Below are 20,417 nucleotides of genomic sequence, written 5' to 3' on the forward strand. Positions count from 1 at the left end.
TATCAGTGGTGGCGAGGTTTGAGCAGCGCCGGTTTTTCTTCAGGCGCATTGCACAGCAGGAACAGTGCGGTGAGCAGCTCCGGGATCTGTTCGATCATGCTATCGACCAAGTCGCGATCACGGGCAATCTCAGCGAACTCCGGCTGTTCATCGAACAGGCCCGAACCGACCATGATCGGTAGCAGCAGCTCGCTGACTTCGTCTTCAGCGTCATCGAACCACACGGCTTCGCGCAGGAATACCCCTTCCATGAAGCCGATGCACCAGCCACGCAGGTCGGAGTCGTCCGGCTCGTCACCGAGATCCAGCTCACACGGTACTTCCGGCTCGTCATCGCTGGCCAGCTGGCGGGCGATATGCGACTGCAACTGAATCAGAGTGGCTTCGATGTCATCACGCTCTTCATCGCTGCGGTAGTGCGGCGGCTCGGAGAACAACGCGTCGATCCACTCACGGGTTTCGACCTTGTCCGGGCAGATGGAGAGGGCGGTCAGGTAACCGTGTGCGGCGACATAGTCCAGCGCTTCTTCGTGCAGTTCATCAGCATCGAGGAAGGCTTGCAGACGGGACAGTTGCTCGGCGAAGGACATCGGTGGCTACCTTGAGGAAGTAAACGAGGCTGGATTCTAGAGCAGACCAACCTACCCGGCCAGAGTTGCAGGCAAAACGGCGTGCTAAACGCTAAAAAACACATCCGTTGCCCGTCGCCGCGAGACACTTGCGTATAATGCCCCGCTTGATTCGGAGACCCTACATGCTCGAGCAGGCGCAACGCATCCTCAAAGACGTATTCGGCTATGACAGCTTCCGTGGCCGCCAGGGTGCGATCATCGAGCGTGTGGCCAGTGGCGGCGATGCGTTGGTGTTGATGCCGACCGGCGGCGGCAAGTCGCTGTGCTTCCAGGTACCCGGGTTGTTGCGTGACGGGCTGGCCGTAGTCGTTTCGCCGCTGATCGCGCTGATGGACGATCAGGTGGCGACCCTTGAAGAGCTGGGTGTCGCCGCAGTGGCGCTGAACTCGACACTGGACGCCGATCAGCAGCGCGATATCGCCGATCGCATTCGTCGCGGCGAGATCAAGATGCTCTATCTCGCCCCGGAGCGGCTGGTGCAGCCGCGCATGCTGGCCTTCCTGCAGCAGCTGAAGGTTGCCCTGTTCGCCATCGACGAAGCTCACTGCGTGTCTCAGTGGGGGCATGATTTCCGTCCCGAGTACCTGCAGTTGGGGCAGTTGGCCGAGCTGTTCCCCGAGGTGCCGCGCATTGCCCTGACCGCGACTGCCGACATGCGTACCCGCGAGGAGATCGTCAATCGTCTGCATCTGCAGAACGCTGAACGCTTCCTGTCCAGTTTCGACCGCCCCAACATCTTTTACCGCATCGTGCCCAAGGAGCAGCCCCGCAAGCAGTTGCTGGCGTTCCTGGCCGCGCGCAAGGGCGATGCCGGCATCGTCTATTGCCTGTCGCGCAAGAAGGTCGAAGAAGTCGCGTCGTTTCTATCCGAGCAGGGCTTCCCGGCACTGCCATACCACGCTGGCCTGCCCAGTGAGCTGCGCGCCTACAACCAGAAACGCTTCCTTAATGAGGAAGGGCTGATCATGGTGGCGACCATCGCCTTCGGCATGGGCATCGACAAGCCCAACGTGCGCTTCGTCGCCCACCTCGATTTGCCCAAGTCGTTGGAAGCCTATTACCAGGAAACCGGCCGTGGCGGCCGCGACGGTCTGCCTGCTGAAGCCTGGATGGCCTACGGGCTGCAGGACATGATCTTCCTCAAGCAGATGCTCGCCAACTCCGAGGGCGACGAGCGTCATAAGCGCGTGGAGCAGCACAAGCTCGATGCGATGCTGGCTTTGTGCGAGGAAACCCGTTGCCGTCGCCAGGTGTTGTTGGCCTATTTCGACGAAGACCTGCCGCAGCCCTGTGGCCATTGCGACAACTGCACCGACGGCGTGCAGACCTGGGATGCCACCGAGCCGGCTCGCCAGGCGCTGTCGGCCATCTACCGCAGTGGCCAGCGTTATGGCGTCGGCCACCTGGTGGACATTCTGCTGGGCCGTGACAACGAGAAGATGCGCGGCCTCGGCCACCAGCATCTTTCTGTATTCGGTGTTGGCAGTGCGCTCAGCGAAGGGGAGTGGCGCTCGCTGTTCCGTCAGCTGGTAGCGCGTGGCCTGGCAGATGTGGATCTGGAAGGCTACGGCGGGCTGCGTTTGTCTGACAGCTGCAGGCCTTTGCTGCGTGGCGAGGTGACGTTGCAGCTGCGCCGTGATCTCAAGCCGCAACAGAGCGCCAAGGCCTCGGGCAGCCCGGCACGGCAGTTGGTGCGTGGTGAAGAGCGCGAGCAGTGGGAAGCGCTGCGTGCCCTGCGCAAGCGTCTGGCCGAGGAGCACGGCGTACCGCCTTACGTCATCTTCCCCGACGCCACGCTGCTGGAGATGCTGCGCAGCAAACCCACCACGCTGGCGGAGATGGCCCGCGTCAGTGGCGTGGGGGCCCGTAAGCTGGAGCGCTACGGCGATGCCTTCCTCGAAGTACTGGCCGGCAACGAAACGCCGCAGCCAGTGGTGGACTTGCGCCATGAACTGGTCAGCCTGGCGCGCGCGGGCATGACCCCAGCGCAGATTGCCAATCAGCTCGGCTGCAGTCAGAAGAGCGCGTACTCGCTGCTCGCCGAAGCCATCGCTGACCAGCAGATCTCTCTGGAGCAGGCCCTCGATCTGCCGGAAGAGCTGCTTGGTGAGATTCAGGACGCTTTTCTCGATGGTGAGGGTGAGCTGCCGCCGGTGGCGCAAATCAGCCCGCTGTTCGCTGGGCGTGTGGAGGAGGGCGTGCTGCATTGCGTTCGTGCAGCGTTGCAAGCCGAATTCGAAGCCTGATCGACGATTATTGACGCGACAGACTCTTATCTCGCAACGACTGCAATCTTGCTCTCGGCCAAAAGCTATGGTTAGCTCGCTAATAATTAGTTTTTGATAATTCCAAGAGCAGCCTCAATGTCCCAAACCGAACAACACCGTTTTGCCATGCAGTTGGCCCAGCTTTCCCGTTCCTGGCGTGCCGAGCTGGATCGGCGTCTCGCCGGTCTGGGGTTGTCCCAGGCGCGCTGGCTGGTACTGCTGCACATCGGCCGTTTCGCTGAATTGCCGACCCAGCGTGAGTTGGCTCAGAGCGTTGGTGTCGAGGGGCCAACGCTGGCGCGCTTGCTCGACAGCCTGGAGGCGCAGGGGCTGGTCAGCCGCCATGCGGTTCCCGAGGATCGTCGGGCCAAGAAAATCGCCTTGTGCCCGCCGTCCAAGCCGTTGATCGAGCAAATCGAGGCGATCTCCACGCAGTTGCGCGAAGAGCTTTTTGCTGGCATCGACGAGGAAGAACTGCGCCGTTGCCAGCAGGTGCACGCACGCATTCTGGGTAATCTGGAACGCCGCTGATGCAGGGACTGTCTCTGCTGCAGAGACGCTTCGGGCCGCGCTATCCTCAGTATCTTCTGGTCGTGCTGATGCTCGGCAGCATGGCGATGATTCTGGCGTCGACCAGCATCAATGTGGCCTTGCCAGCAATCATGGCCGACTTCCAGATTGGCCGTCCGCTGGCTCAGTGGTTGTCCACGGGGTTTCTCGCGGCGATGACTGCCGGCCTGCTGCTGTCAGCGTGGGCGCAGGCCCGGCTGGGTGCCCGTATGACGGCGCAGGCCGGTTTGAGTCTGTTCATCGTTACGTCATTACTCGCACTGGTTGCCGATGCCGCCTGGCAACTGATCGCCTTGCGCATCATCCAGGGGCTGTGTGCCGGCATCGTCCAGCCGCTGGCGATGGTGCTGATCTTTCAGGTGTTCGCTGGCGGCGGTCGCGGTACCGCGCTGGGGGCCTACGGGCTAGGCGTGATGATCGCGCCAACGCTGGGGCCGACCATCGGCGGCTATCTGGTCGATGACTTTGGCTGGTATGCGGTGTTCTGGCTGCCTCTGCCAATGTGCGTACTGGCCATGCTCGCCGGGCAATTTCTGATGCCCAGCGAGCGTCAGCGCAATACACCATTTCTCGACCTCTGGGCTTTCAGCCTGCTGTGCATCGGCTTGTTCGCCTGGCTCGGTGCGCTGGCTGAGGCGCAGCGCTTTCCCTGGGGGCAGCCGCGGGTCTGGCTGACTGGCCTGATCGGTACTCTGGCGATGGCCAGCTTTCTATGGCGCAGTCGCTATAGCGCTCGCCCGTTGCTACCGCTCGGGCTCTGGCGGCATGTCGGTTTTCGCAAGGCCAGTTGGGTTGCACTCGCCCTGGGCATGGGCCTCTACGGCACCACCTATCTGATTCCACTGCATGTGCAGACCATCGAGGGCTATAGCGCTGGCAGAGCCGGTTTGCTGTTGCTGCCAACCGGCATTCTGATGGGCGTGGCCTCGTTTCTCGGCGGTTGGTTGAGTGATCGGCTGTCCACCGCGGTGTTGCTGGTCAGTGGTTTGCTGATGCTGGCGCTGTCTTCGTTCGGGCTGGGCTGGCTGGAACCGGGGGCCTCGTTTCTGGTGCTTTGCTGCTGGGCCTGCGTCGGCCGTATTGGTCTGGGTATCCTGCTGCCCGCGTTGAGTACTGGCGCGCTGGACATTCTTGACCGTGAACAGCTTGCGCACGGAGCGGGCGCCATCACTTTCGTGCGTCAGTTGGGCGGTGCATTTGGAGTGAACCTGCTGACCTTCTTTCTGGAATGGCGTCATCGCCAGGAGGGTGGTGATTTCGCGGCTGAGGTGGTGGCGTTTCAGCAGAGCTATCTGCTAATGGGCGTGCTGTTCGTACTTACCGTGATTGCCGCCTGGAATATCCGCCCGTCACAACGTTGACGGCGTTCACATAACTAGCCGTATTTCTGACTTTTTGCGTATGATGGCCAGATGCTCGATTTCGAGTGGGTTATGCGTGTTGAAAACTCGCAAGCCGTTGAATCGAGGCCATACTCACTACTCGGTGGGACAAGGAGCGTTTGCCGACGCAGCGCTGTGCTACGCCGCATCTTGCAGGAAGGCCGATCCGGTTTCGGTTGCTGCAGCTACTCTTCGAGCGGAGTTATCGGGAGCTTTTATGACTCGTGTTCGTCACTTATTAATCGGCCTGGCATCGGGGTCGGCATTCTATTCGGGACTGGCGCCAGCGCTGGGGCTGGGAGAGATCACCCTGCATTCGGCGCTTAATCAGCCGCTGAACGCCGAGATCGAGCTGTTGGCAGTCGGCGACGAAATGAGTGCTTCGGATATCAAGGTCTCACTGGCGCCGGCGGATGCCTTCAATCTTGCCGGTGTCGATCGCGTTTACTTCCTCAATGACCTGCGTTTCAGTCCAGTGATGCGTGGCGGCAACAGCGTCGTGCGGGTGGTCTCCAATCAGCCCGTGCGCGAGCCCTACCTGAATTTCATCGTCGAGCTAAAACGTCCGGGCGGCCAGTTGCTGCGCGAATATACGGTGCTGCTCGACCCGCCGACGTCGTCTTCCTACAACAGCCAGGCCGCCCAGGTCGGCAATGAACAGTTCACCTCATACGCGCCGCCGCGCCGCACGCCGATCGCCAGTCGTGGTGAGCGATATCAGGTGACCAGTGGGGATAGTCTTTGGACGATCGCTTCCAAGCTGCGGGTAGAGGGCAATCAGTCCTCCCTGCAGGACTTGATGCTGGACATACACGCCCTTAACCCCCAGGCGTTCAGCAACGGCGACATCCATCGCCTGCGCGCCGGCGTTTCGTTGCTGTTGCCGGATCATGCCCGTATGCCTGAGGCTGCGCCAAGCCAGCCTGCTCAGTCAGGTTCTGCACCACAACCTGAAGCGCCTGCGCAAATCATTCCCGATACCGCGCCGCAGCAGCCTGCCGAGCCGCAGGTAGAAGTGCTCGCGCAGATTCGACGCGTCGAAGAAGAAGTCGCCAATCGCAGTGCCGAGAACCTGCAACTCCAGCAGGATCTGCTGGTGGTGCAGAACCAGTTGAAAGACATGATGACGCGCATGGAAGCGCGTGATCAGCAGATCGCCCAATTGCTCGAACAGCTCGCTGAGCGTCCGGCACCTGCTGCGCCGGCTTTGCCGGCCGCCGAGACTGCACCGTCTGCGGCCACGCAGGCACCCGCAGTAGCTCCGGTACCTGCCGCGCAGCCAGCCGCAGAAGGGTTCTGGAATCTGTGGAACGTGCTACTTGCATCTCTGCTGGCGCTACTGGCGCTTGCCTTGTTGCTCTTCAAGCGTAAGCGCAAACCTGATCCTGAAACCATTGCCGAGCCTGTGATTGTTGTGCCCCCGGTGGTTCAGGCAGTCGCACCGATGGCTGTAGAGCCTGTCGTAGCGACGCGCACGGCCGTGGTCGACGTACCGCTGCCAGTACGTTCCCCCGTTGTAGCGCGCACTGAGCCGAATGCTACCGATCCGCTGGAAGGCGCCAATATCTATATCGCCTATGGCCGCCTGGGTGAAGCAGTAACGGCGTTGCGTCAGGCTTCCCAGGCTAATCCGCAACGTCTTGATATCCGCTTCCGCCTGCTCGAAGTACTGGCCCAGCAGGGCAACACAGCCGCTTTCGCCGAAGAGGAAGCGAAGTTGCGTCGGGACGGTTTCGAGGATGCACGTATCGACCAGCTCAAGAGCCGTTACCCGGCTCTGTTTGCGTCGCCGCCAGAAACGCTGGAGTCTTTCGATTCGCTGGAGCCGTTGGAGGGACTGGAGGAACTGACCCTCGAATTGGACGACCTGCCATCCTCTGCGCCCGAGCAGAAAAAAGGCCAGGACGACGACTTCCAGTTGAACCTGGACGATTTGTCGCTGGATGCCGACTGGGATCTGGTCAACCCCTTCGAGAACGGCGCGCGCAAGAAACGTGCTGGCGTAGAGCCCACAACTTCCGAGGTGCCAAGCGCCGAGCAGTCCACCGATATTTTCGGTCATGATGCCAGCAGCCCATTCGCTGGCACCATGTTGGTGGAGGAAGAAGGGCAAGAGGACGATTGGCTCGATCTGGATGATTTGCCTGCTGATGAGGCCGATGGTCTCGACCGGTTCGTCACCAACGAGGCGAACCTGACCAAGCTCAACCTAGCGATGGCCTACATTGAACAGGATGATCTGGAAGCCGCCTGCGACATCCTCAACGAAGTGCTCAACGAGGGTGACGAAGAAGAGAAGCAGGAAGCCCGCGAGCTGCTTGCGCGTATTGCCTGATCTAATTCCTGATTGAAACGAAGCGCGGCCATGCCGCGCTTTTTCATGAGCGCTCGAATGGGCTGGCGCTAAGATGGCGGCCTTAGTAATGGAGCCGACTCATGACCCCTAACAAAGCCGAAGTCACCATCACCTATTGCACCCAGTGCCAATGGTTGCTGCGCGCTGCCTGGCTGGCCCAAGAGCTGTTGTCGACCTTCGCTGATGACCTTGCCAGGGTGAGCCTGGAGCCAGCCACTGGCGGTACCTTTCGCATCCAGTGCAACGGTGTGGAAATCTGGGAGCGCAAGGCCGATGGCGGCTTTCCCGAAGCCAAGGTGCTCAAGCAGCGGGTGCGCGACGTGATCGACCCGGCCCGTGATCTTGGCCATAGCGATCGCCCGGCAACGAACTGAGTCGTCCCGCTAGGCCGCTTTCGGCACTGGCCCCGAACCCGCCTGAGCGGCGCTCATGCATACCGCCACGATGATCAGGCTGCCACCGGCAAGCATGCCAGGCGTTGGCGTCTGACTGAACAGCAGCCAGGCGAAGCTGATGCCGTACACCGGCTCGAGGGCGAAAATCAGTGCTGCGCTGCGCGCTTTGACGACCCGCAGACTGGCCACCAGCAGGCTATGCGCCAACCCCGTGCAAAACACGCCCAGCAGAGCCAGCCAGAACCATTGCGGGGCTGCCAGGCCCTGCAGCGTCGCACCTGCGAATGGCAGGGAGCAGGCCAGGGCTACCAGGTTCTGGCCGAGTGCCGCCTGGATAGGATCGACATGCGAGGCTATCGCCCGGCCGAGCAGCGACAACAAGGCGAATAGCAGCCCTGACATTACTCCCCAAAGCAGCCCTTGGGTGTTGCTGTCACTCGTATCCAGGGCCGGCGCGACCATCAGCAGGCCAACGCTGACCAAGGCGACCATCAGGTACTCGCCAGGCCGTGGGCGTTCTCCCAGCAGCACTTCGAGCAAGACCGTGAAGGCCGGAAAACTGGCGAAACCCAGGGTAGCGATGGCCACCCCGGAGACCCGCACCGACTCGAAGAAGGTCAGCCAGTGAGCCCCCAGCAGCAACCCACCAAGCCCTAACCAGGCGAGATGGCGAGCGGCAATACGCAACGGTCTGCCCAGCGCAAGGAGAAACAGGCCCAGGGCAAGTACGGCGAACAGCGCGCGGCCACTGACGATGGCAATCGGCGTGGTGTTCGCCAGTTCGCCAAAGATGCCGGACAGGCCGAACGCCAGCGCCCCCAGATGCAGGCCGAGCAGCGCATTGCGGGTGTTCATGCCAGGCGCGCGCCATTTGGCAGTGGCTTGTCGAAGCTGGCCAGGACGACTTTGCCAGCGCTGTCATAGACCCCCGTTACCAGTACTTCAGAGCGCACCCCAGCAATGCGTTTGGGGGCGAAGTTGCAAACGCACAGCACCTGGCGCCCCACCAGTTCGTCTGCGCTGTAGTGGGCGGTGAGCTGGGCGCTGGAAGTGCGAATGCCCAGTTCGCCGAGATCCACCTGCAGTACGTAGGCGGGTTTCAAGGCTTTTTCATTGGGCGCCGCGCTGATGAGGGTGCCGACGCGCAGTTCGACGCGCTCGAAGTCCTGCCACTCGATGATTTGCATGATACGTCTCCTGTTCTGGTCGCCACTTTAAAGGGCCGGAACAGGATCAGCTGTCGCGCGACTGGCGTTATTTGTCGCGAGGCTGGCGCTCGCGCAGCGCCTTGGGCGTTTCGCCGAATTGCCGGGAGAGGGCTGCGGTGAAGGCGCTCTGCGAGGTGTAGCCGACCCGTGCGGCGATCTCGCCGACACTCAGGCGACTGTTGTGCAGCAGCTGCCGGCCCAGGCGCAGGCGTTTGTCGCGCACGTAGGCCATGGGCGTGAGCCCTGTTTCGTCGAGAAAGCGGTTGTGAAAGCGCGCAGCGGAAAGCCCGGCAAGGCTGGCCAGATCCGCCACCTGGATCGGGTGGGCGGCGTGTCGCTCGATGTAGGCGTTCAGCACCGTAAGCGGCAGACCCAGGCTGGGACGTTGATCAGCTTCTGCGCTGAGGCTGGCCAGCAACAGGATGGAGCCTTGACGAGCGATCAGCGGATCGTTGATCGGGCTGGCGGCAAGCCAGTTGACTAGGCCGCTCTGCGTCACCGACAGCTCGACTTTCTGCGGCGCTTCCAGCAGGCGTTGGCTGGCATCGGCGTGATCGCCGAGGTGATGCTCAAGCCAATTGCCTGCGGGAACGTCGAGCACCAGGCATTCGCTACCGTGGCGGCTGTCGCAGGCGTGGCGCGCACCGGCAGGCACCACCACCAGGGTCTGCCGGCTGATGCGGCTGCCCAGGCCTTCAACCTCGAACTGCAGGTGTCCGCTCAGGCCGAAAACCAACTGGGCATGGTCATGCTCGTGGCAGACGATGTCCTGATGGTAGTGGCGTACTGACAAGAGCGCTGACATGGCGGAGTTCCTCGAACGGTCGTGCCAGTTTACTCCGTGAATCGACGTTTTGGATGCGGACAGCGAGCGTGCATCTGCGAAAACAGCCGCTGCTGTGAGGCTGCTGTCATCGAATCGCCATGCCACGTTCACAATCATTTCACCGCTTTCGCTCAAGCTCGGCCGAAAATATGCCGGAGATCGCCCGATGAGCATCGCACAACTGGTAAGGCCGAGCCGCAAGCAACGTGTCCGTACGCTGTGGATTTCCGATGTGCACCTGGGCACGCGGGACACCCAGGCCGAGCACCTGGCGGCTTTTCTCAAGCGTTATCAGGCCGAGCGTATCTACCTGGTGGGCGACATCATCGACGGCTGGAAGCTGCGCGGTGGCATCTACTGGCCGCAGGCGCATACCAATGTGATCAGGCGCCTGCTGACCATGAGCAAGCGCGGCACTCAGGTGATTTACGTCACCGGCAATCATGACGAATTCCTGCGCCGCTACTCGAAGCTGCTGCTGGGCAACATTCAGCTGGTCGACGAGGCCGAGCACGTTACCGCCGATGGCCGGCGCCTGTTGGTCATCCACGGCGACCAGTTCGACGTGATCACCCGTTATCACCGTTGGCTGGCCTTTCTCGGCGACTCGGCCTACACCTTCACGCTGGTGCTCAATCGCTGGCTCAATCACTGGCGGCGTCGCTACGGTTACGGCTACTGGTCGCTGTCCGCCTACCTCAAGCACAAGGTCAAGACGGCGGTGAACTTCATCAGCGATTTCGAGGAAGCCATCACCCACGAATGCGCCCGTCGCGGCTTCGACGGTGTGGTGTGCGGGCATATTCACCACGCCGAGATTCGCAAGCTGGGCGATGTCGAGTACCTCAACTGCGGCGACTGGGTCGAATCCTGCACGGCGCTGATCGAACACCCGGACGGGCGCATCGAGCTGTATCGCCTTGCCGATGAGCAGGAGCGGCTGGCGCAACTACAGGCAGACAAGGTCGCGGTCATCGAGCCAGCCGCATGAGGCTGCTGATCGTTACCGATGCCTGGGCGCCGCAGGTCAATGGCGTGGTCACCAGCCTGCAGGCCTTGGTCAGCGAGTTGCGGGATATGGGGCATCTTGTCGAGGTGCTCGCGCCGGGTGCATTTCGCTGCGTGCCCTGTCCGAGCTACCCGGAGATTCCCCTGGCCTGGAACCTGTGGCGGGTCGCTGCGGCCATCGAGGCATTCGCTCCGGATTGCGTGCACCTGGCGACCGAGGGGCCCTTGGGTTGGGCCGCGCGACGTTGGCTGCTGCGCCGAGGCATGGCTTTTTCCAGCGCTGTGCACACCCGTTTTCCCGAGTACCTGACAACTCGCTGCCCGTGGCTTCCGCTGGGGTTGGGGTATGCCTATCTGCGTCTGTTTCATCGTCCCAGCCAGGCGGTGCTGGTCAGTACCGAGCGATTGCGCGCGGGGCTCGCCAGCCGAGGGCTGCAGCGCCTGGCGTTATGGCGCAAGGGCGTGAATACCCGGCTGTTCGCCCCCAAGGCCCGTGATCAGACGCCGGTGACCGCGGTATTCCTGTACGTGGGGCGGATCGCGCCGGAGAAGAACCTGCAGGCATTTCTCGATCTCGATCTACCCGGTGAGAAGTGGGTGGTCGGTGATGGGCCGCAGCGAGAGGCGCTGCAACAGGCTTATGCGCAGGTCAGATTCTTTGGCTACCGGCACGGCGAGGCGTTAGCCGATTTCTATCGTCGTGCCAATGTGCTGGTGTTTCCCTCGCTGACCGATACCTACGGCCTGGTGATGCTCGAAGCCCAGGCCTGTGGCACCCCGGTGGCAGCTTTCGCCGTGCCGGGGCCTCTGGATGTGGTGGTGCCGGGTGTGACGGGCGTGCTCGCCGATGATTTGCGTCAGGCGTGCCTGGCAGCGCTGGAGCTGGATCGCAGGCACTGTGCGCAGGAGGCCGGGCGACAATCCTGGCGCGCGTCGGCTGTCGAGTTTCTGGCCCGACAGCCACTGCTGAGTGGTGAGTCGCTGGATGTCGAATTGCCGCCGCGAGCCGCGGGGCTGGGCACTACATGATGATCTTGTCGCGCAGCTTCTCGGCAGCCTGCTGCAGGGCCTGGATGACCCGTTCCTTGTCGAAGTTCTGAATGCCGTTGGTATCCAGGTACATGGAGAACCCGGGCAACTCGTGCTCGACGTAACTGGAGGTGGCACCCAGGTCGCGGCGGAAGTCCACCACCTGGTAGATCTGTACCGGCCGGGTGAAGCCCTTGACGTTGATCTGACCCTTGTCGCGGCACATGATCACGTCCTTGATCAGCGAATAGGTTTCGTGGGAGATCAAGATCTCGCCGGCTTCGGCAGCGCTTTCCAGGCGGCTGGCCAGGTTCACATCACGACCGATGATGGTGTAATCCATCCGCGTATCGGCACCGAAGTTACCGACGGTGCAGTAACCGGTGTTGAGCCCCATGCGGATCTCCAGTGGCTTGGTGATGCCCTGGGCGCGCCAGTGCTGGCGCAACACCTTCATGTGCTTGCGCATGGCGATGGCCATCGAGACCGCGGCCATGGCATCCTTCTTGGCGCCCTGGCTGCTCGGGTCACCGAAGAACACCATGACGCTGTCGCCGATGAACTTGTCGATGGTGCCGCCGAATTTCATGCAGATCTTCGACATCTCGTTTAGATAGGTGTTGAGCAGGTCGGTCAGGGCTTCGGCTTCCAGCTCTTCGGACAGCTCGGTGAAACCACGGATATCGGAGAAGAACACCGTGAGCTTCTTGCGCTGGGTTTCCAGGCGCACGTGTTTCTTGCCGCTGAAGATCGACTCCCACACCTGGGGCGACAGGTACTTGGCCAGGTTGCGAGCCAGACGCGCGGCCTTTTCCTGCTCACGCTTGATCTCGATGCGTACCTGGCTGAGGCGGATGCTCTGCTGGTGTACGAAGTAGGCGGTTATGCAGATATACAGCGTGGTAAAGAGGATACTGACCAGCGCCACCAGAGCCGGTGTTTCCGGTGCGACGTGCAGGTCGGTGAGTGAGGCGGTGAGCAGCGCACCGCTGCAGGCCACCAACAGGGCAAGGCCCATGTCACGCAGCCCGCCGACGATCAAAGCGCTGAAGGTCAGCGTGAGCAGGCACATCAGGCTGGGCACCACCGAGAAACCCAACAGCGCTGCAGCGGCACCACAGTGCAGGGCATCGACGAACAGCAGGGTCATGATCGTGCGATGCGGGTGATCGTCCCTGAAGCGTTTGCTGATCCAGTAAGCCAGGTGCGGGTAGAGCAGGGCGTACGGTACCAGCCACAGCAACTCGTGGCTGAACACCTGCGCATAGGTGCCGGCGGCGACGCTGGCGGCTATGGCGATGTAGGCCAGTACGCGGGAGTAATACTCGCGCGTAGACAGCGTTGGTAACCCATTCGGAATGGCGGAAAGAGTTGCATTCATGCGGTGGCGACGATCCCTGCTGTAAATCCGACTGCATTACCGGGGGCCAGGCTGCACGGGGCGTGCGGACGGGGCCAGCGGAAAACCGGGATCATATACGCTGGCGCGGAGACCGGCAAAGGTGCAATGCCATAAGACACCGAACGGTCATGCCGAGCTGCCTGCTGGTCTCCATGGCGCAACTGCCTAAAAACGAATTTTCCCGGTGAGGGCGTCCTTGAGCATTACCCAGTCTCCCATCAGCGAGTACAGCGGATACTGGAAAGTAGCCGGGCGATTACGTTCGAAGATGAAGTGTCCCACCCATGCGAAGCCATAGCCGATAACGGGCAGGGCCAGTAGCCAGAGCCATTGCTGGCTGACCAATGCATAGCCGAGCACCAGCAGTACCAGCAGGCTGCCGACGTAATGCAGGCGCCGACAGGTCGGATTGGCGTGTTCCTGCAGGTAATAGGGATAGAACTCGGCGAAGGAGTTGAAACGCTCGTGGGCCTGGCTGCTCATCGACGGCTTCCTGTTGTTGTTATGTCAGGAGAGTTTAGGTCGATTCCGGGCACTTGTGGCGCCCGGTCGTCTGCGCTGATGGGGCTATCAATGCCGCCAGAAAGCGGGCATCAGCAGCACCAGCACGGTGAGGATTTCCAGACGGCCCAGCAGCATGCCCAGGGTCAGCAGCCACTTGGCCATGTCCGGCAGGCTGGCGTAGGTGCCGGCCGGGCCGATGATCGGGCCCATGCCAGGGCCTACACCGGCAACCGTGCTGGCGGCGCCGCTCAGCGCGGTGATCCAGTCCAGGCCGCAGAGGGTCAGCGCCAGTGCCAGCAGGGCGATGGTGATGGTGAAGAAGAACGAGAAGGTGAGAATCGAGCGGACAATGTCCTCGTCGAGGCGGTGGCGGTTGTACTGCTGCTTGATCACCGCGCGGGGGTGCACCAACTGCATCAGGTTGGCCTTGAGCAGAATGTAGGCGACCTGAAAGCGGAAGATCTTCAAGCCGCCGGCGGTGGAGCCGGAGCAACCGCCGATGAAGCCCAAATAGAAGAACAGCATCCCGGCGAAACCGCCCCACAGCGAGTAGTCACCCAGTGCGAAGCCGGTGGTGGTCATGATCGATGTGGTATTCACCGCCACGTGGCGCAGGGCATCGAGCCAATGCAGGTCGGTAGTCAGGTAGTACCAGATTCCGAGAATCAGCCAGGTACCCAGCAGGATGGAGAGAAAACCACGCACCTGCTGGTCGCCCAGTACCGCGCCGAAGTTGCCGCGCAGGGTCGAGACGTAGAGCACGAACGGCAGGCTGCCAAGGATCATCAGCACCACGGCGACCCAGTGCACCGCCGGTTGCGTCCACTTGGCCAGGGACAGATCCGAGGTGGAGAAGCCGCCTGTCGAAATGGCCGACATGCTGTGGTTGATGGCGTCGAAGAAATTCATGCCGGCCAGCCAGAAGCCCAGGCAGCCGAGCAGGCTGATGCCCAGGTAAGCCACCACCATGTACTTGGCGACCATGTGCGAGCGCGGCATGACCTTATCCGACCGGTCCGAGGATTCGGTCTGGAACAGGCGCATACCACCGATACGCAGCATCGGCAGAATCGCCACGGCCATGGCGATGAAGCCGATACCGCCGAGCCAGTGCAGCATGGAGCGCCAGATCAGGATGCCCGGTGACATGTTGTCCAGGCCGATCAGCACGGTGGCGCCGGTGGCGGTAATGCCCGACATGCTCTCGAAGAAGGCGTCGGTGTAGCTCATGTGCTGGGTGAACATGAACGGCAGCGCGGCGAAGATGCATACCATCAGCCAGCTCGACACCGTCAGCAGGTACATGTCGCGGGGGCGCAGGTGCACGTCCTGGGGGCGTCCACGGGCGATCATCGACAGCCCGGCGATGAAGGTGATCAGACTCGACCAGGCGAAGGGGCTCACTTCCGCGGCGCGATCGAAGACGAACAAGGTGAACATCGGGCCGATCATGCCGATGGCCAGGGTGATCAGAAAGATGCCATTGATGAACGCGATGAGTCTTAGGGTTGGCCAGGCCATCGGTTTTATCCGCGAAAAAGTGGCGCCATTCTACCTGTGCCACCGGTGCTGTAAACCAGCCAGCTCAGGCGCTCCGATCGCCCGGCATGGCGGCCACTCAGGCCGCTTTACAAGTCCATGGCGATGCATAGAATACGCCCTCAGGTGCCGGCCCTTGCCGGTTTCTGAGCCCATTCGAAATCATGCCCAATCCTTGTCTCACGTGCGGCGCCTGCTGCGCGCATTTTCGTGTGTCCTTCTTCTGGGGTGAATGTCAGTCGGCAGGTGGAACCGTGCCCGACGACCAGGTCATCCTGATCACCCCGCACCGCGTCGCCATGCGCGGCACCGAGGCCAAACCGTCACGCTGCAACGCCTTGTTGGGCGATGTGGGGCAGGGCACGCGCTGCACGCTGTATGAACAGCGCTCCAGCACGTGCCGCGAGTTCGAGGCCTCCTGGGCTAACGGCGAGCACAACCCGCATTGTGATGACGCGCGCAGGGCCTACGGACTGCCGCCGCTGCTGCCGCCACTGGAGCCAGAGATGTCGCCGGATCGGGTTGCCTAGCGGCCAGACCACGTGTTCTGCATGGCGCCCACCATCGCTTCGCCCGCAAGCGGGCTCCTACGGATCTGCGCCGGGCTCGCACGCTGGTGTAGGAGCCGGCTTGCCGGCGAATGGTGGCTGCACCGCGGTTTGCAGGGTGAGCACCGTTTCGGCTTCCGCTTTTGTAGCCTGGGTCGAGCGCAGCGACACCCGGGAAATCGTCCTGGGTATCGCTACGCTCAACGCCAGACTACGGAGGTGACGGATCCACGCGCCCCCTGTAGGAGCCGGCTTGCCGGCGAATGGTGGCTGCACCGCGGTTTGCAGGGTGAGCACCGTTTCGGCTTCCGCTTTTGTAGCCTGGGTCGAGCGCAGCGACACCGGGAAATCGTCCTGGGTATCGCTACGCTCAACGCCAGGCTACGGAGGTGACGGATCCACCCGATCCCTGTAGGAGCCGGCTTGCCGGCGAATGGCTGCCGCGCTGCGGATTTGCGTGATGGCCGCAATCGTTTTTCGCCCGCAAGCGGGCTCCTATAGGATGTGGCTGGTTCAGGTCATCCTTGCCTGGCTTGGCTGGTAGAATCCTGGTTCTTTATCTGGAGGTGAGCCGATGGATGCTCTTGATGCGCTGATCAACCGTGTTTCCGCCCCCCGTTTGATCGAGCCTGCGCCCACCGCCGAGCAGCGTGAGCAGCTGTTTCGCGCCGCGTTGCGTGCACCGGATCACGGGCAACTGCGCCCCTGGCGTTTCCTGACCGTCGAAGGTGATGCGCGTCACGCGCTGGGCGAGCTGTTTGCCGAGGCGATAGCGGGCAAGTATCCCGATGCTGACGAAGAGGCGCTGACCAAGGCGCGCAACATGCCGCTGCGGGCGCCACTGCTGATAGTGGTGATTGCCCGCACCCAGGAGCATCCTAAGGTGCCGGCTCAGGAGCAGGTACTGGCTGCAGGCTGTGCAGCTCACGGCATTCTGCTTGCCGCCTACGCCCAGGGTATCGGTGCGGTGTGGCGCACTGGCGAGTTGTCCCATGATCCGCTGGTGGATGCAGGCCTGGGCCTCGCGGAAAACGAGCAGGTGATTGGCTATCTCTACTTGGGCACGCCGCAGCGTGAATTGCGTGTCGCGCCGCAAGCGAATATCGACCAGTTCGTCAGCGCTTGGGTGAACAAGGCCTAGCTGCTTTCCCGCTCGATCAACTCACACTCCAGCGGTTGCGGGGCATCGCTCGATGCCTCCTCGAGCACACCCAGTTTCTGCAGGATGCGCTGCGCCGCCACTTCGCCGATCTGCCTGGCCGGTGGCCGGATGGTGGTCAGGCTGGGCATCAGCATCGGCGCGAAGGCGTAATCACCAAAACCCACCACCGCGCAGTCTTCGGGAATGCGCACGTCGGCGCGGCGGCCGGCAAGCAGGCCGCCGGCGGCCAGGTTGTCGTTGGCGAAGATGATCGCATCCGGGCGCTGCGGGCCCTGCATCAGGCTTTCCATCGCCTGCTTGCCCGCTTCGAAGGGCTGCAGGTCTTCATCCGGCGCGAACGCCCAGGGCTCGAGACCTGCTGCACGCAAGGTATCGGCATAGCCGTCGCGGCGTTCCAGCGCGCTGAAATCCCCCGGCACGCTGTTCTGCACGAAAGCGATGCGCCGGTAGCCCTTGTCCAGCAGATACCGCGCGGCGCTGACGCCAACTTCGTAATGCAGGAAGCCCACCTGCAGGGGCGAGCGCTCGGGGCGGTAGTCCCAGATTTCCACCAGCGGGATGTCGGCGTCGGCGAGCATCTTTTCCGTACCGGCACTGTGAAAGTGGCTGGTGACCACCAGGGCCGCCGGCGACCAGCCGAGAAAGGCGCGCACCGCGCTTTCCTCCTGTTCCTCGCTGAAATAGCTGGAAGCCAGCAGCAACTGGTAGCCGTGGCGGGTGAGGGTGTCACTGAAGCCCTGGATGGTCTGGGCGAAGATCGGCCCGGAGATGTTCGGAATGACCATGCCGACGATCCGCCTGCGCGCAGATGCCAGTCCGCCAGCCACTAGGTTGGGCACGTAGCCCAATTCGTCCACCGCACTGCGGATGCGCTCGCGCAGTTCTTCGGACACCTGATCCGGCTGATTGAAGTAGCGCGAAATGGTGATCGACGACACGCCGACGCGTTCAGCGACGCTACTCAGGGTGACGCGACCAGCGCCGCGTCTCTTGCGTGGCGAGTCGGCTGGAGGGCGGGGCATGGGGGATCCTGCATGGCGCTGGGCCGCTAAACATACTGCAACGTTAGCGCTAACAAAAGCGCTTGCAGCGATCCGAACTATTTATTTTTTTGGAATATAAAAAGCATTTTTTAGTATTTGACGATCTCTAAAGCCCTCTCCACACTTTGCCTTGTTAGCGCTAACAGCGCATCGCACTTCTGTCGCATGACTGCCACTCGCACGAGCGAGACCCGTTACCGACTGTGCCCAGTACGCTCGCCTTGGCGAGCATCAATCGGTCAATCAGGCAGTGAACGTCATGCACAACGCATTTTTGCCGGCCGCCCGCAGCGCGCGCCGATTCCGTGGTTCGATTTCCCTTCATCCCTTGGCGGTCGCCGTGGTGCTTGCTTCCGGTTCCGCACCGCTCTGGGCGGCCGAGGCAAGCGAGCCCGCCGCCACCTCGCTGAAAGCCGTAACGGTCACCGCGACGCGCCGTGAGCAATCCCTGCAGGACGTACCGGTTGCCGTGTCGGTGGTCGATGGTGAGCAGCTCGAGCGTGACAACCGCAACAACGTTTCCAGCATCGTGCAGCAGGTGCCGACGTTGAACTACCGCAGTGGTGCGTCCAACAAGGACACCTCGCTGTTCATCCGCGGTGTGGGCACCATCACCACCTCGCCAGGCATAGAACCGACGGTTTCCACGGTCATCGATGGCGTGGTGCTCGGCCGTCCGGGGCAGTCGACTCTGGATCTGCTGGACTTGGAGCGCATCGAAGTACTGCGCGGTCGCAAGGCACGCTGTTCGGCAAGAATGCCTCGGCGGGTGTGCTGAACATCATTTCCAAGGACATCTCCGAGGAAACCCGTGGCTACGTGGATTACTCGCACTTCGGCGGTGGCAATGAAAACCGCCTGCGCTTCGGCATCGGCGGGCGCCTGAGCGACACCCTGAAAGGCTCGTTGACCACTCTGCTGGGTAAGTACGACGGCAACGTGAAGAACGAATTCAACGGTGACGACGTCAACGGCTACGACCGCAAGGGTGCACGCGGCAAGCTGGTGTTCGAGCCCAACGACGAACTGAAAGTCACCCTGATCGCCGATTACACCCAGGGCAAGGACACCATCCCCAATGGCGTACTGACCAAGACCAGTCCCGCCTTCGGTGCGGCCGTGGGTAGCAGCTACACCCCGGGTGACCATAACCGCAGCATCAACAGTGACATGAATACCCGGGTAGACGACCGCAACCAAGGTTTGTCTGGCCAGGTGGACTGGTCGCTCGGTGACTACACCCTGACGTCGATCACCGCCTGGCGTGGCTGGAACAACACCCAGTATCAGGACGGTGATCGCTTGGCCGGTATCTTCCCGGGCGCCCCGCGATCGCACGACAAAGGTCAGGTGGATTACAACCAGTACTCGCAGGAGTTCCGTCTGGCTTCACCCAAGGGCGAGTTCAACGAGTACGTGCTCGGTGCGTTTTACATGCACGGCAAGAGCGAGGAGGCCTACCAGCGCACGGTAACGCCGACCACCCTGGTGACTCAACGCGGGCGTGCCGACTATGAAGCGGTCAACGACAGCGTGGCGCTGTTCGGCGAGAACACCTTCAACTTCACCGAAGACTTTCGCGGCATCCTCGGCCTGCGCTGGACCCACGACGATCTGGAGTACAAGCACCAGCGCGTGGTCACGGGCACCGCTGCCGGCATTCAGGCGAACTACGGCAGCAAAGGTTCGGTGGATGAAGACGGCTTTACCGGTCGCGTCGGCTTCCAGTACGACATCAATGACAACCTGACCAGCTACGTCACCTATTCCCGTGGTTACAAAGGCCCGGCCTACAACGTGTTCTTCAATATGCAGGCCCGTGATACCGAGCCGTTGAAGCCGGAAACCTCCAACTCCTGGGAAGCAGGCCTGAAAAGCACCGCCTTCAACAACCGCCTGACCGCCAACCTGGCGGTGTTCCATACCGAGTATGAGAACTACCAGGCCAACTTCTATGATGTGGTCGGCGGTGCGGTGGTGACCCGTCTGATCAACGCCGGCAGCGTGACAACCGAGGGTGTGGAACTGGATGCCGCCTTCCAGGTCACCAGTCAGTTCAAGCTCTCCGGTGCACTGGCCTTCACCAAGGCCCGTGTCGACCAGTTCAGCTGCCCGGAAAACGCAGCGGCCAACTGCGAAGTCAATGGCAAGCCGCTGCCCTTTAGCCCGGACTGGAAAACCTACGTACGCGCCGACTACACCATCCCGCTGGACAACGGCCTGGATATCGAATTCAGCACTGACTACGCCTGGCAGGATCAGGTGCAGTACAGCCTCGATCAGAACGAAAACACCATTCAGGGTGCCTACGGCATCTGGAACGCCAGTGTGGGCCTTGCCGACTACAACGAAGGCTGGCGTGTCGCGCTGTTGGCCAAGAACCTGACAGACAAGAGCTATTCCAACGGCCTGGCTTACAGTGGCTATCCGGTTCTCAACTATGCATCCCGCTCCGTTCCGCGTGACGATGAGCGCTACTTTGGCGTGCAGCTACGCAAGGACTTCTGATCCATCCCGCAGGGCGGGGTACACCCGCCTTGCAATGC

General features: G+C 62.0%; 17 protein-coding genes and 1 pseudogene. 10 read left to right on the forward strand and 8 right to left on the reverse strand.

All coding sequences use genetic code 11. The features are described 5' to 3' along the window. Nucleotides 1-2: 2 nt before the first annotated feature. Nucleotides 3-590 carry a UPF0149 family protein gene (locus K5Q02_RS15260; protein WP_225831891.1) on the reverse strand — a complete coding sequence of 196 codons (588 nt, stop codon included), beginning with the start codon at nt 588-590 and terminating at the stop codon, nt 3-5. 164 nt (nt 591-754) lie between these two features. On the opposite strand from K5Q02_RS15260, the gene recQ reads away from it, so the two are divergent. The 5 genes from recQ to K5Q02_RS15285 all read left to right on the forward strand — a co-directional run bounded on the left by recQ (nt 755) and on the right by K5Q02_RS15285 (nt 7,581). Continuing rightward, complete coding sequence (gene recQ, locus K5Q02_RS15265) at nt 755-2,878, forward strand: DNA helicase RecQ (protein ID WP_225831892.1); 2,124 nt, start codon at nt 755-757, stop codon at nt 2,876-2,878. 117 nt (nt 2,879-2,995) lie between these two features. Next, complete coding sequence (locus K5Q02_RS15270; RefSeq protein WP_225831894.1) at nt 2,996-3,430, forward strand: MarR family transcriptional regulator; 435 nt, start codon at nt 2,996-2,998, stop codon at nt 3,428-3,430. Beyond that, entirely contained in the window at nt 3,430-4,830 is a 1,401-nt protein-coding gene (locus K5Q02_RS15275; RefSeq protein ID WP_225831895.1) for a DHA2 family efflux MFS transporter permease subunit, read from the forward strand. The genes K5Q02_RS15270 and K5Q02_RS15275 overlap by 1 nt, the downstream gene beginning before the upstream one ends. Before the next feature lie 238 nt (nt 4,831-5,068). Next, nucleotides 5,069-7,186: a FimV/HubP family polar landmark protein gene (locus K5Q02_RS15280; protein ID WP_225831898.1), complete on the forward strand. Its 2,118-nt coding sequence runs from the start codon at nt 5,069-5,071 to the stop codon at nt 7,184-7,186. Nucleotides 7,187-7,287: 101 nt separating this feature from the next. After that, nucleotides 7,288-7,581: a SelT/SelW/SelH family protein gene (locus K5Q02_RS15285; protein WP_225831899.1), complete on the forward strand. Its 294-nt coding sequence runs from the start codon at nt 7,288-7,290 to the stop codon at nt 7,579-7,581. A gap of 9 nt (nt 7,582-7,590) precedes the next feature. Here K5Q02_RS15285 and K5Q02_RS15290 read toward each other — a convergent pair whose 3' ends face one another. The 3 genes from K5Q02_RS15290 to K5Q02_RS15300 form a co-directional block, all read right to left on the reverse strand. Beyond that, complete coding sequence (locus K5Q02_RS15290) at nt 7,591-8,457, reverse strand: DMT family transporter (RefSeq protein WP_225831901.1); 867 nt, start codon at nt 8,455-8,457, stop codon at nt 7,591-7,593. Next, nucleotides 8,454-8,789 carry a tRNA-binding protein gene (locus K5Q02_RS15295; RefSeq protein ID WP_225831902.1) on the reverse strand — a complete coding sequence of 112 codons (336 nt, stop codon included), beginning with the start codon at nt 8,787-8,789 and terminating at the stop codon, nt 8,454-8,456. The genes K5Q02_RS15290 and K5Q02_RS15295 overlap by 4 nt, the downstream gene beginning before the upstream one ends. 67 nt (nt 8,790-8,856) lie before the next feature. Beyond that, nucleotides 8,857-9,615, reverse strand: a complete 759-nt coding sequence (locus K5Q02_RS15300) for a helix-turn-helix transcriptional regulator (RefSeq protein WP_225831903.1) — start codon at nt 9,613-9,615, stop codon at nt 8,857-8,859. A gap of 187 nt (nt 9,616-9,802) precedes the next feature. Between K5Q02_RS15300 and K5Q02_RS15305 the strand changes: the two genes are divergently transcribed. Next, nucleotides 9,803-10,627, forward strand: coding sequence for a UDP-2,3-diacylglucosamine diphosphatase (locus K5Q02_RS15305; protein ID WP_225831905.1), 825 nt, complete (start codon nt 9,803-9,805; stop codon nt 10,625-10,627). After that, entirely contained in the window at nt 10,624-11,673 is a 1,050-nt protein-coding gene (locus tag K5Q02_RS15310; RefSeq protein ID WP_225831907.1) for a glycosyltransferase family 4 protein, read from the forward strand. The genes K5Q02_RS15305 and K5Q02_RS15310 overlap by 4 nt, the downstream gene beginning before the upstream one ends. Here K5Q02_RS15310 and K5Q02_RS15315 read toward each other — a convergent pair. The 3 genes from K5Q02_RS15315 to K5Q02_RS15325 all read right to left on the reverse strand — a co-directional run bounded on the left by K5Q02_RS15315 (nt 11,666) and on the right by K5Q02_RS15325 (nt 15,100). Next, the gene (locus K5Q02_RS15315) at nt 11,666-13,054 is read right to left on the reverse strand and encodes an adenylate/guanylate cyclase domain-containing protein (protein ID WP_225831909.1); all 1,389 of its coding nucleotides are present in this window, start codon (nt 13,052-13,054) and stop codon (nt 11,666-11,668) included. The genes K5Q02_RS15310 and K5Q02_RS15315 overlap by 8 nt on opposite strands. A 186-nt stretch (nt 13,055-13,240) precedes the next feature. Further along, entirely contained in the window at nt 13,241-13,558 is a 318-nt protein-coding gene (locus tag K5Q02_RS15320) for an Mpo1-like protein (protein WP_225831912.1), read from the reverse strand. Nucleotides 13,559-13,645: 87 nt separating this feature from the next. Then, a complete protein-coding gene (locus tag K5Q02_RS15325; RefSeq protein ID WP_225831915.1) occupies nt 13,646-15,100 on the reverse strand; it encodes a TrkH family potassium uptake protein in 1,455 nt (484 codons plus the stop codon). Nucleotides 15,101-15,282: 182 nt separating this feature from the next. Between K5Q02_RS15325 and K5Q02_RS15330 the strand changes: the two genes are divergently transcribed. Further along, complete coding sequence (locus K5Q02_RS15330) at nt 15,283-15,648, forward strand: YkgJ family cysteine cluster protein (protein WP_225831916.1); 366 nt, start codon at nt 15,283-15,285, stop codon at nt 15,646-15,648. 592 nt (nt 15,649-16,240) lie between these two features. After that, on the forward strand, nt 16,241-16,807 hold the full coding sequence (locus K5Q02_RS15335) for an NAD(P)H nitroreductase (RefSeq protein ID WP_225831918.1): 567 nt from the start codon (nt 16,241-16,243) through the stop codon (nt 16,805-16,807). Here the strand turns inward: K5Q02_RS15335 and K5Q02_RS15340 are convergent. Next, complete coding sequence (locus tag K5Q02_RS15340) at nt 16,804-17,850, reverse strand: LacI family DNA-binding transcriptional regulator (protein WP_225831921.1); 1,047 nt, start codon at nt 17,848-17,850, stop codon at nt 16,804-16,806. The genes K5Q02_RS15335 and K5Q02_RS15340 overlap by 4 nt on opposite strands. 280 nt (nt 17,851-18,130) lie before the next feature. Between K5Q02_RS15340 and K5Q02_RS15345 the strand changes: the two are divergent. After that, a pseudogene (locus K5Q02_RS15345) lies at nt 18,131-20,379 on the forward strand (TonB-dependent receptor). Nucleotides 20,380-20,417 lie beyond the last annotated feature (38 nt).

The sequence above is a fragment of the Pseudomonas sp. MM211 genome (genome assembly GCF_020386635.1).
Taxonomy (GTDB): Bacteria; Pseudomonadota; Gammaproteobacteria; order Pseudomonadales; family Pseudomonadaceae; genus Aquipseudomonas.

Bases quoted from the DNA above. Each gene is read 5' to 3' on its own strand.
- K5Q02_RS15260 (WP_225831891.1), bottom strand. From the start codon at position 590: ATGTCCTTCGCCGAGCAACTGTCCCGTCTGCAAGCCTTCCTCGATGCT.
- recQ (WP_225831892.1), top strand. From the start codon at position 755: ATGCTCGAGCAGGCGCAACGCATCCTCAAAGACGTATTCGGCTATGAC.
- K5Q02_RS15270 (WP_225831894.1), top strand. From the start codon at position 2,996: ATGTCCCAAACCGAACAACACCGTTTTGCCATGCAGTTGGCCCAGCTT.
- K5Q02_RS15275 (WP_225831895.1), top strand. From the start codon at position 3,430: ATGCAGGGACTGTCTCTGCTGCAGAGACGCTTCGGGCCGCGCTATCCT.
- K5Q02_RS15280 (WP_225831898.1), top strand. From the start codon at position 5,069: ATGACTCGTGTTCGTCACTTATTAATCGGCCTGGCATCGGGGTCGGCA.
- K5Q02_RS15285 (WP_225831899.1), top strand. From the start codon at position 7,288: ATGACCCCTAACAAAGCCGAAGTCACCATCACCTATTGCACCCAGTGC.
- K5Q02_RS15290 (WP_225831901.1), bottom strand. From the start codon at position 8,457: ATGAACACCCGCAATGCGCTGCTCGGCCTGCATCTGGGGGCGCTGGCG.
- K5Q02_RS15295 (WP_225831902.1), bottom strand. From the start codon at position 8,789: ATGCAAATCATCGAGTGGCAGGACTTCGAGCGCGTCGAACTGCGCGTC.
- K5Q02_RS15300 (WP_225831903.1), bottom strand. From the start codon at position 9,615: ATGTCAGCGCTCTTGTCAGTACGCCACTACCATCAGGACATCGTCTGC.
- K5Q02_RS15305 (WP_225831905.1), top strand. From the start codon at position 9,803: ATGAGCATCGCACAACTGGTAAGGCCGAGCCGCAAGCAACGTGTCCGT.
- K5Q02_RS15310 (WP_225831907.1), top strand. From the start codon at position 10,624: ATGAGGCTGCTGATCGTTACCGATGCCTGGGCGCCGCAGGTCAATGGC.
- K5Q02_RS15315 (WP_225831909.1), bottom strand. From the start codon at position 13,054: ATGAATGCAACTCTTTCCGCCATTCCGAATGGGTTACCAACGCTGTCT.
- K5Q02_RS15320 (WP_225831912.1), bottom strand. From the start codon at position 13,558: ATGAGCAGCCAGGCCCACGAGCGTTTCAACTCCTTCGCCGAGTTCTAT.
- K5Q02_RS15325 (WP_225831915.1), bottom strand. From the start codon at position 15,100: ATGGCCTGGCCAACCCTAAGACTCATCGCGTTCATCAATGGCATCTTT.
- K5Q02_RS15330 (WP_225831916.1), top strand. From the start codon at position 15,283: ATGCCCAATCCTTGTCTCACGTGCGGCGCCTGCTGCGCGCATTTTCGT.
- K5Q02_RS15335 (WP_225831918.1), top strand. From the start codon at position 16,241: ATGGATGCTCTTGATGCGCTGATCAACCGTGTTTCCGCCCCCCGTTTG.
- K5Q02_RS15340 (WP_225831921.1), bottom strand. From the start codon at position 17,850: ATGCCCCGCCCTCCAGCCGACTCGCCACGCAAGAGACGCGGCGCTGGT.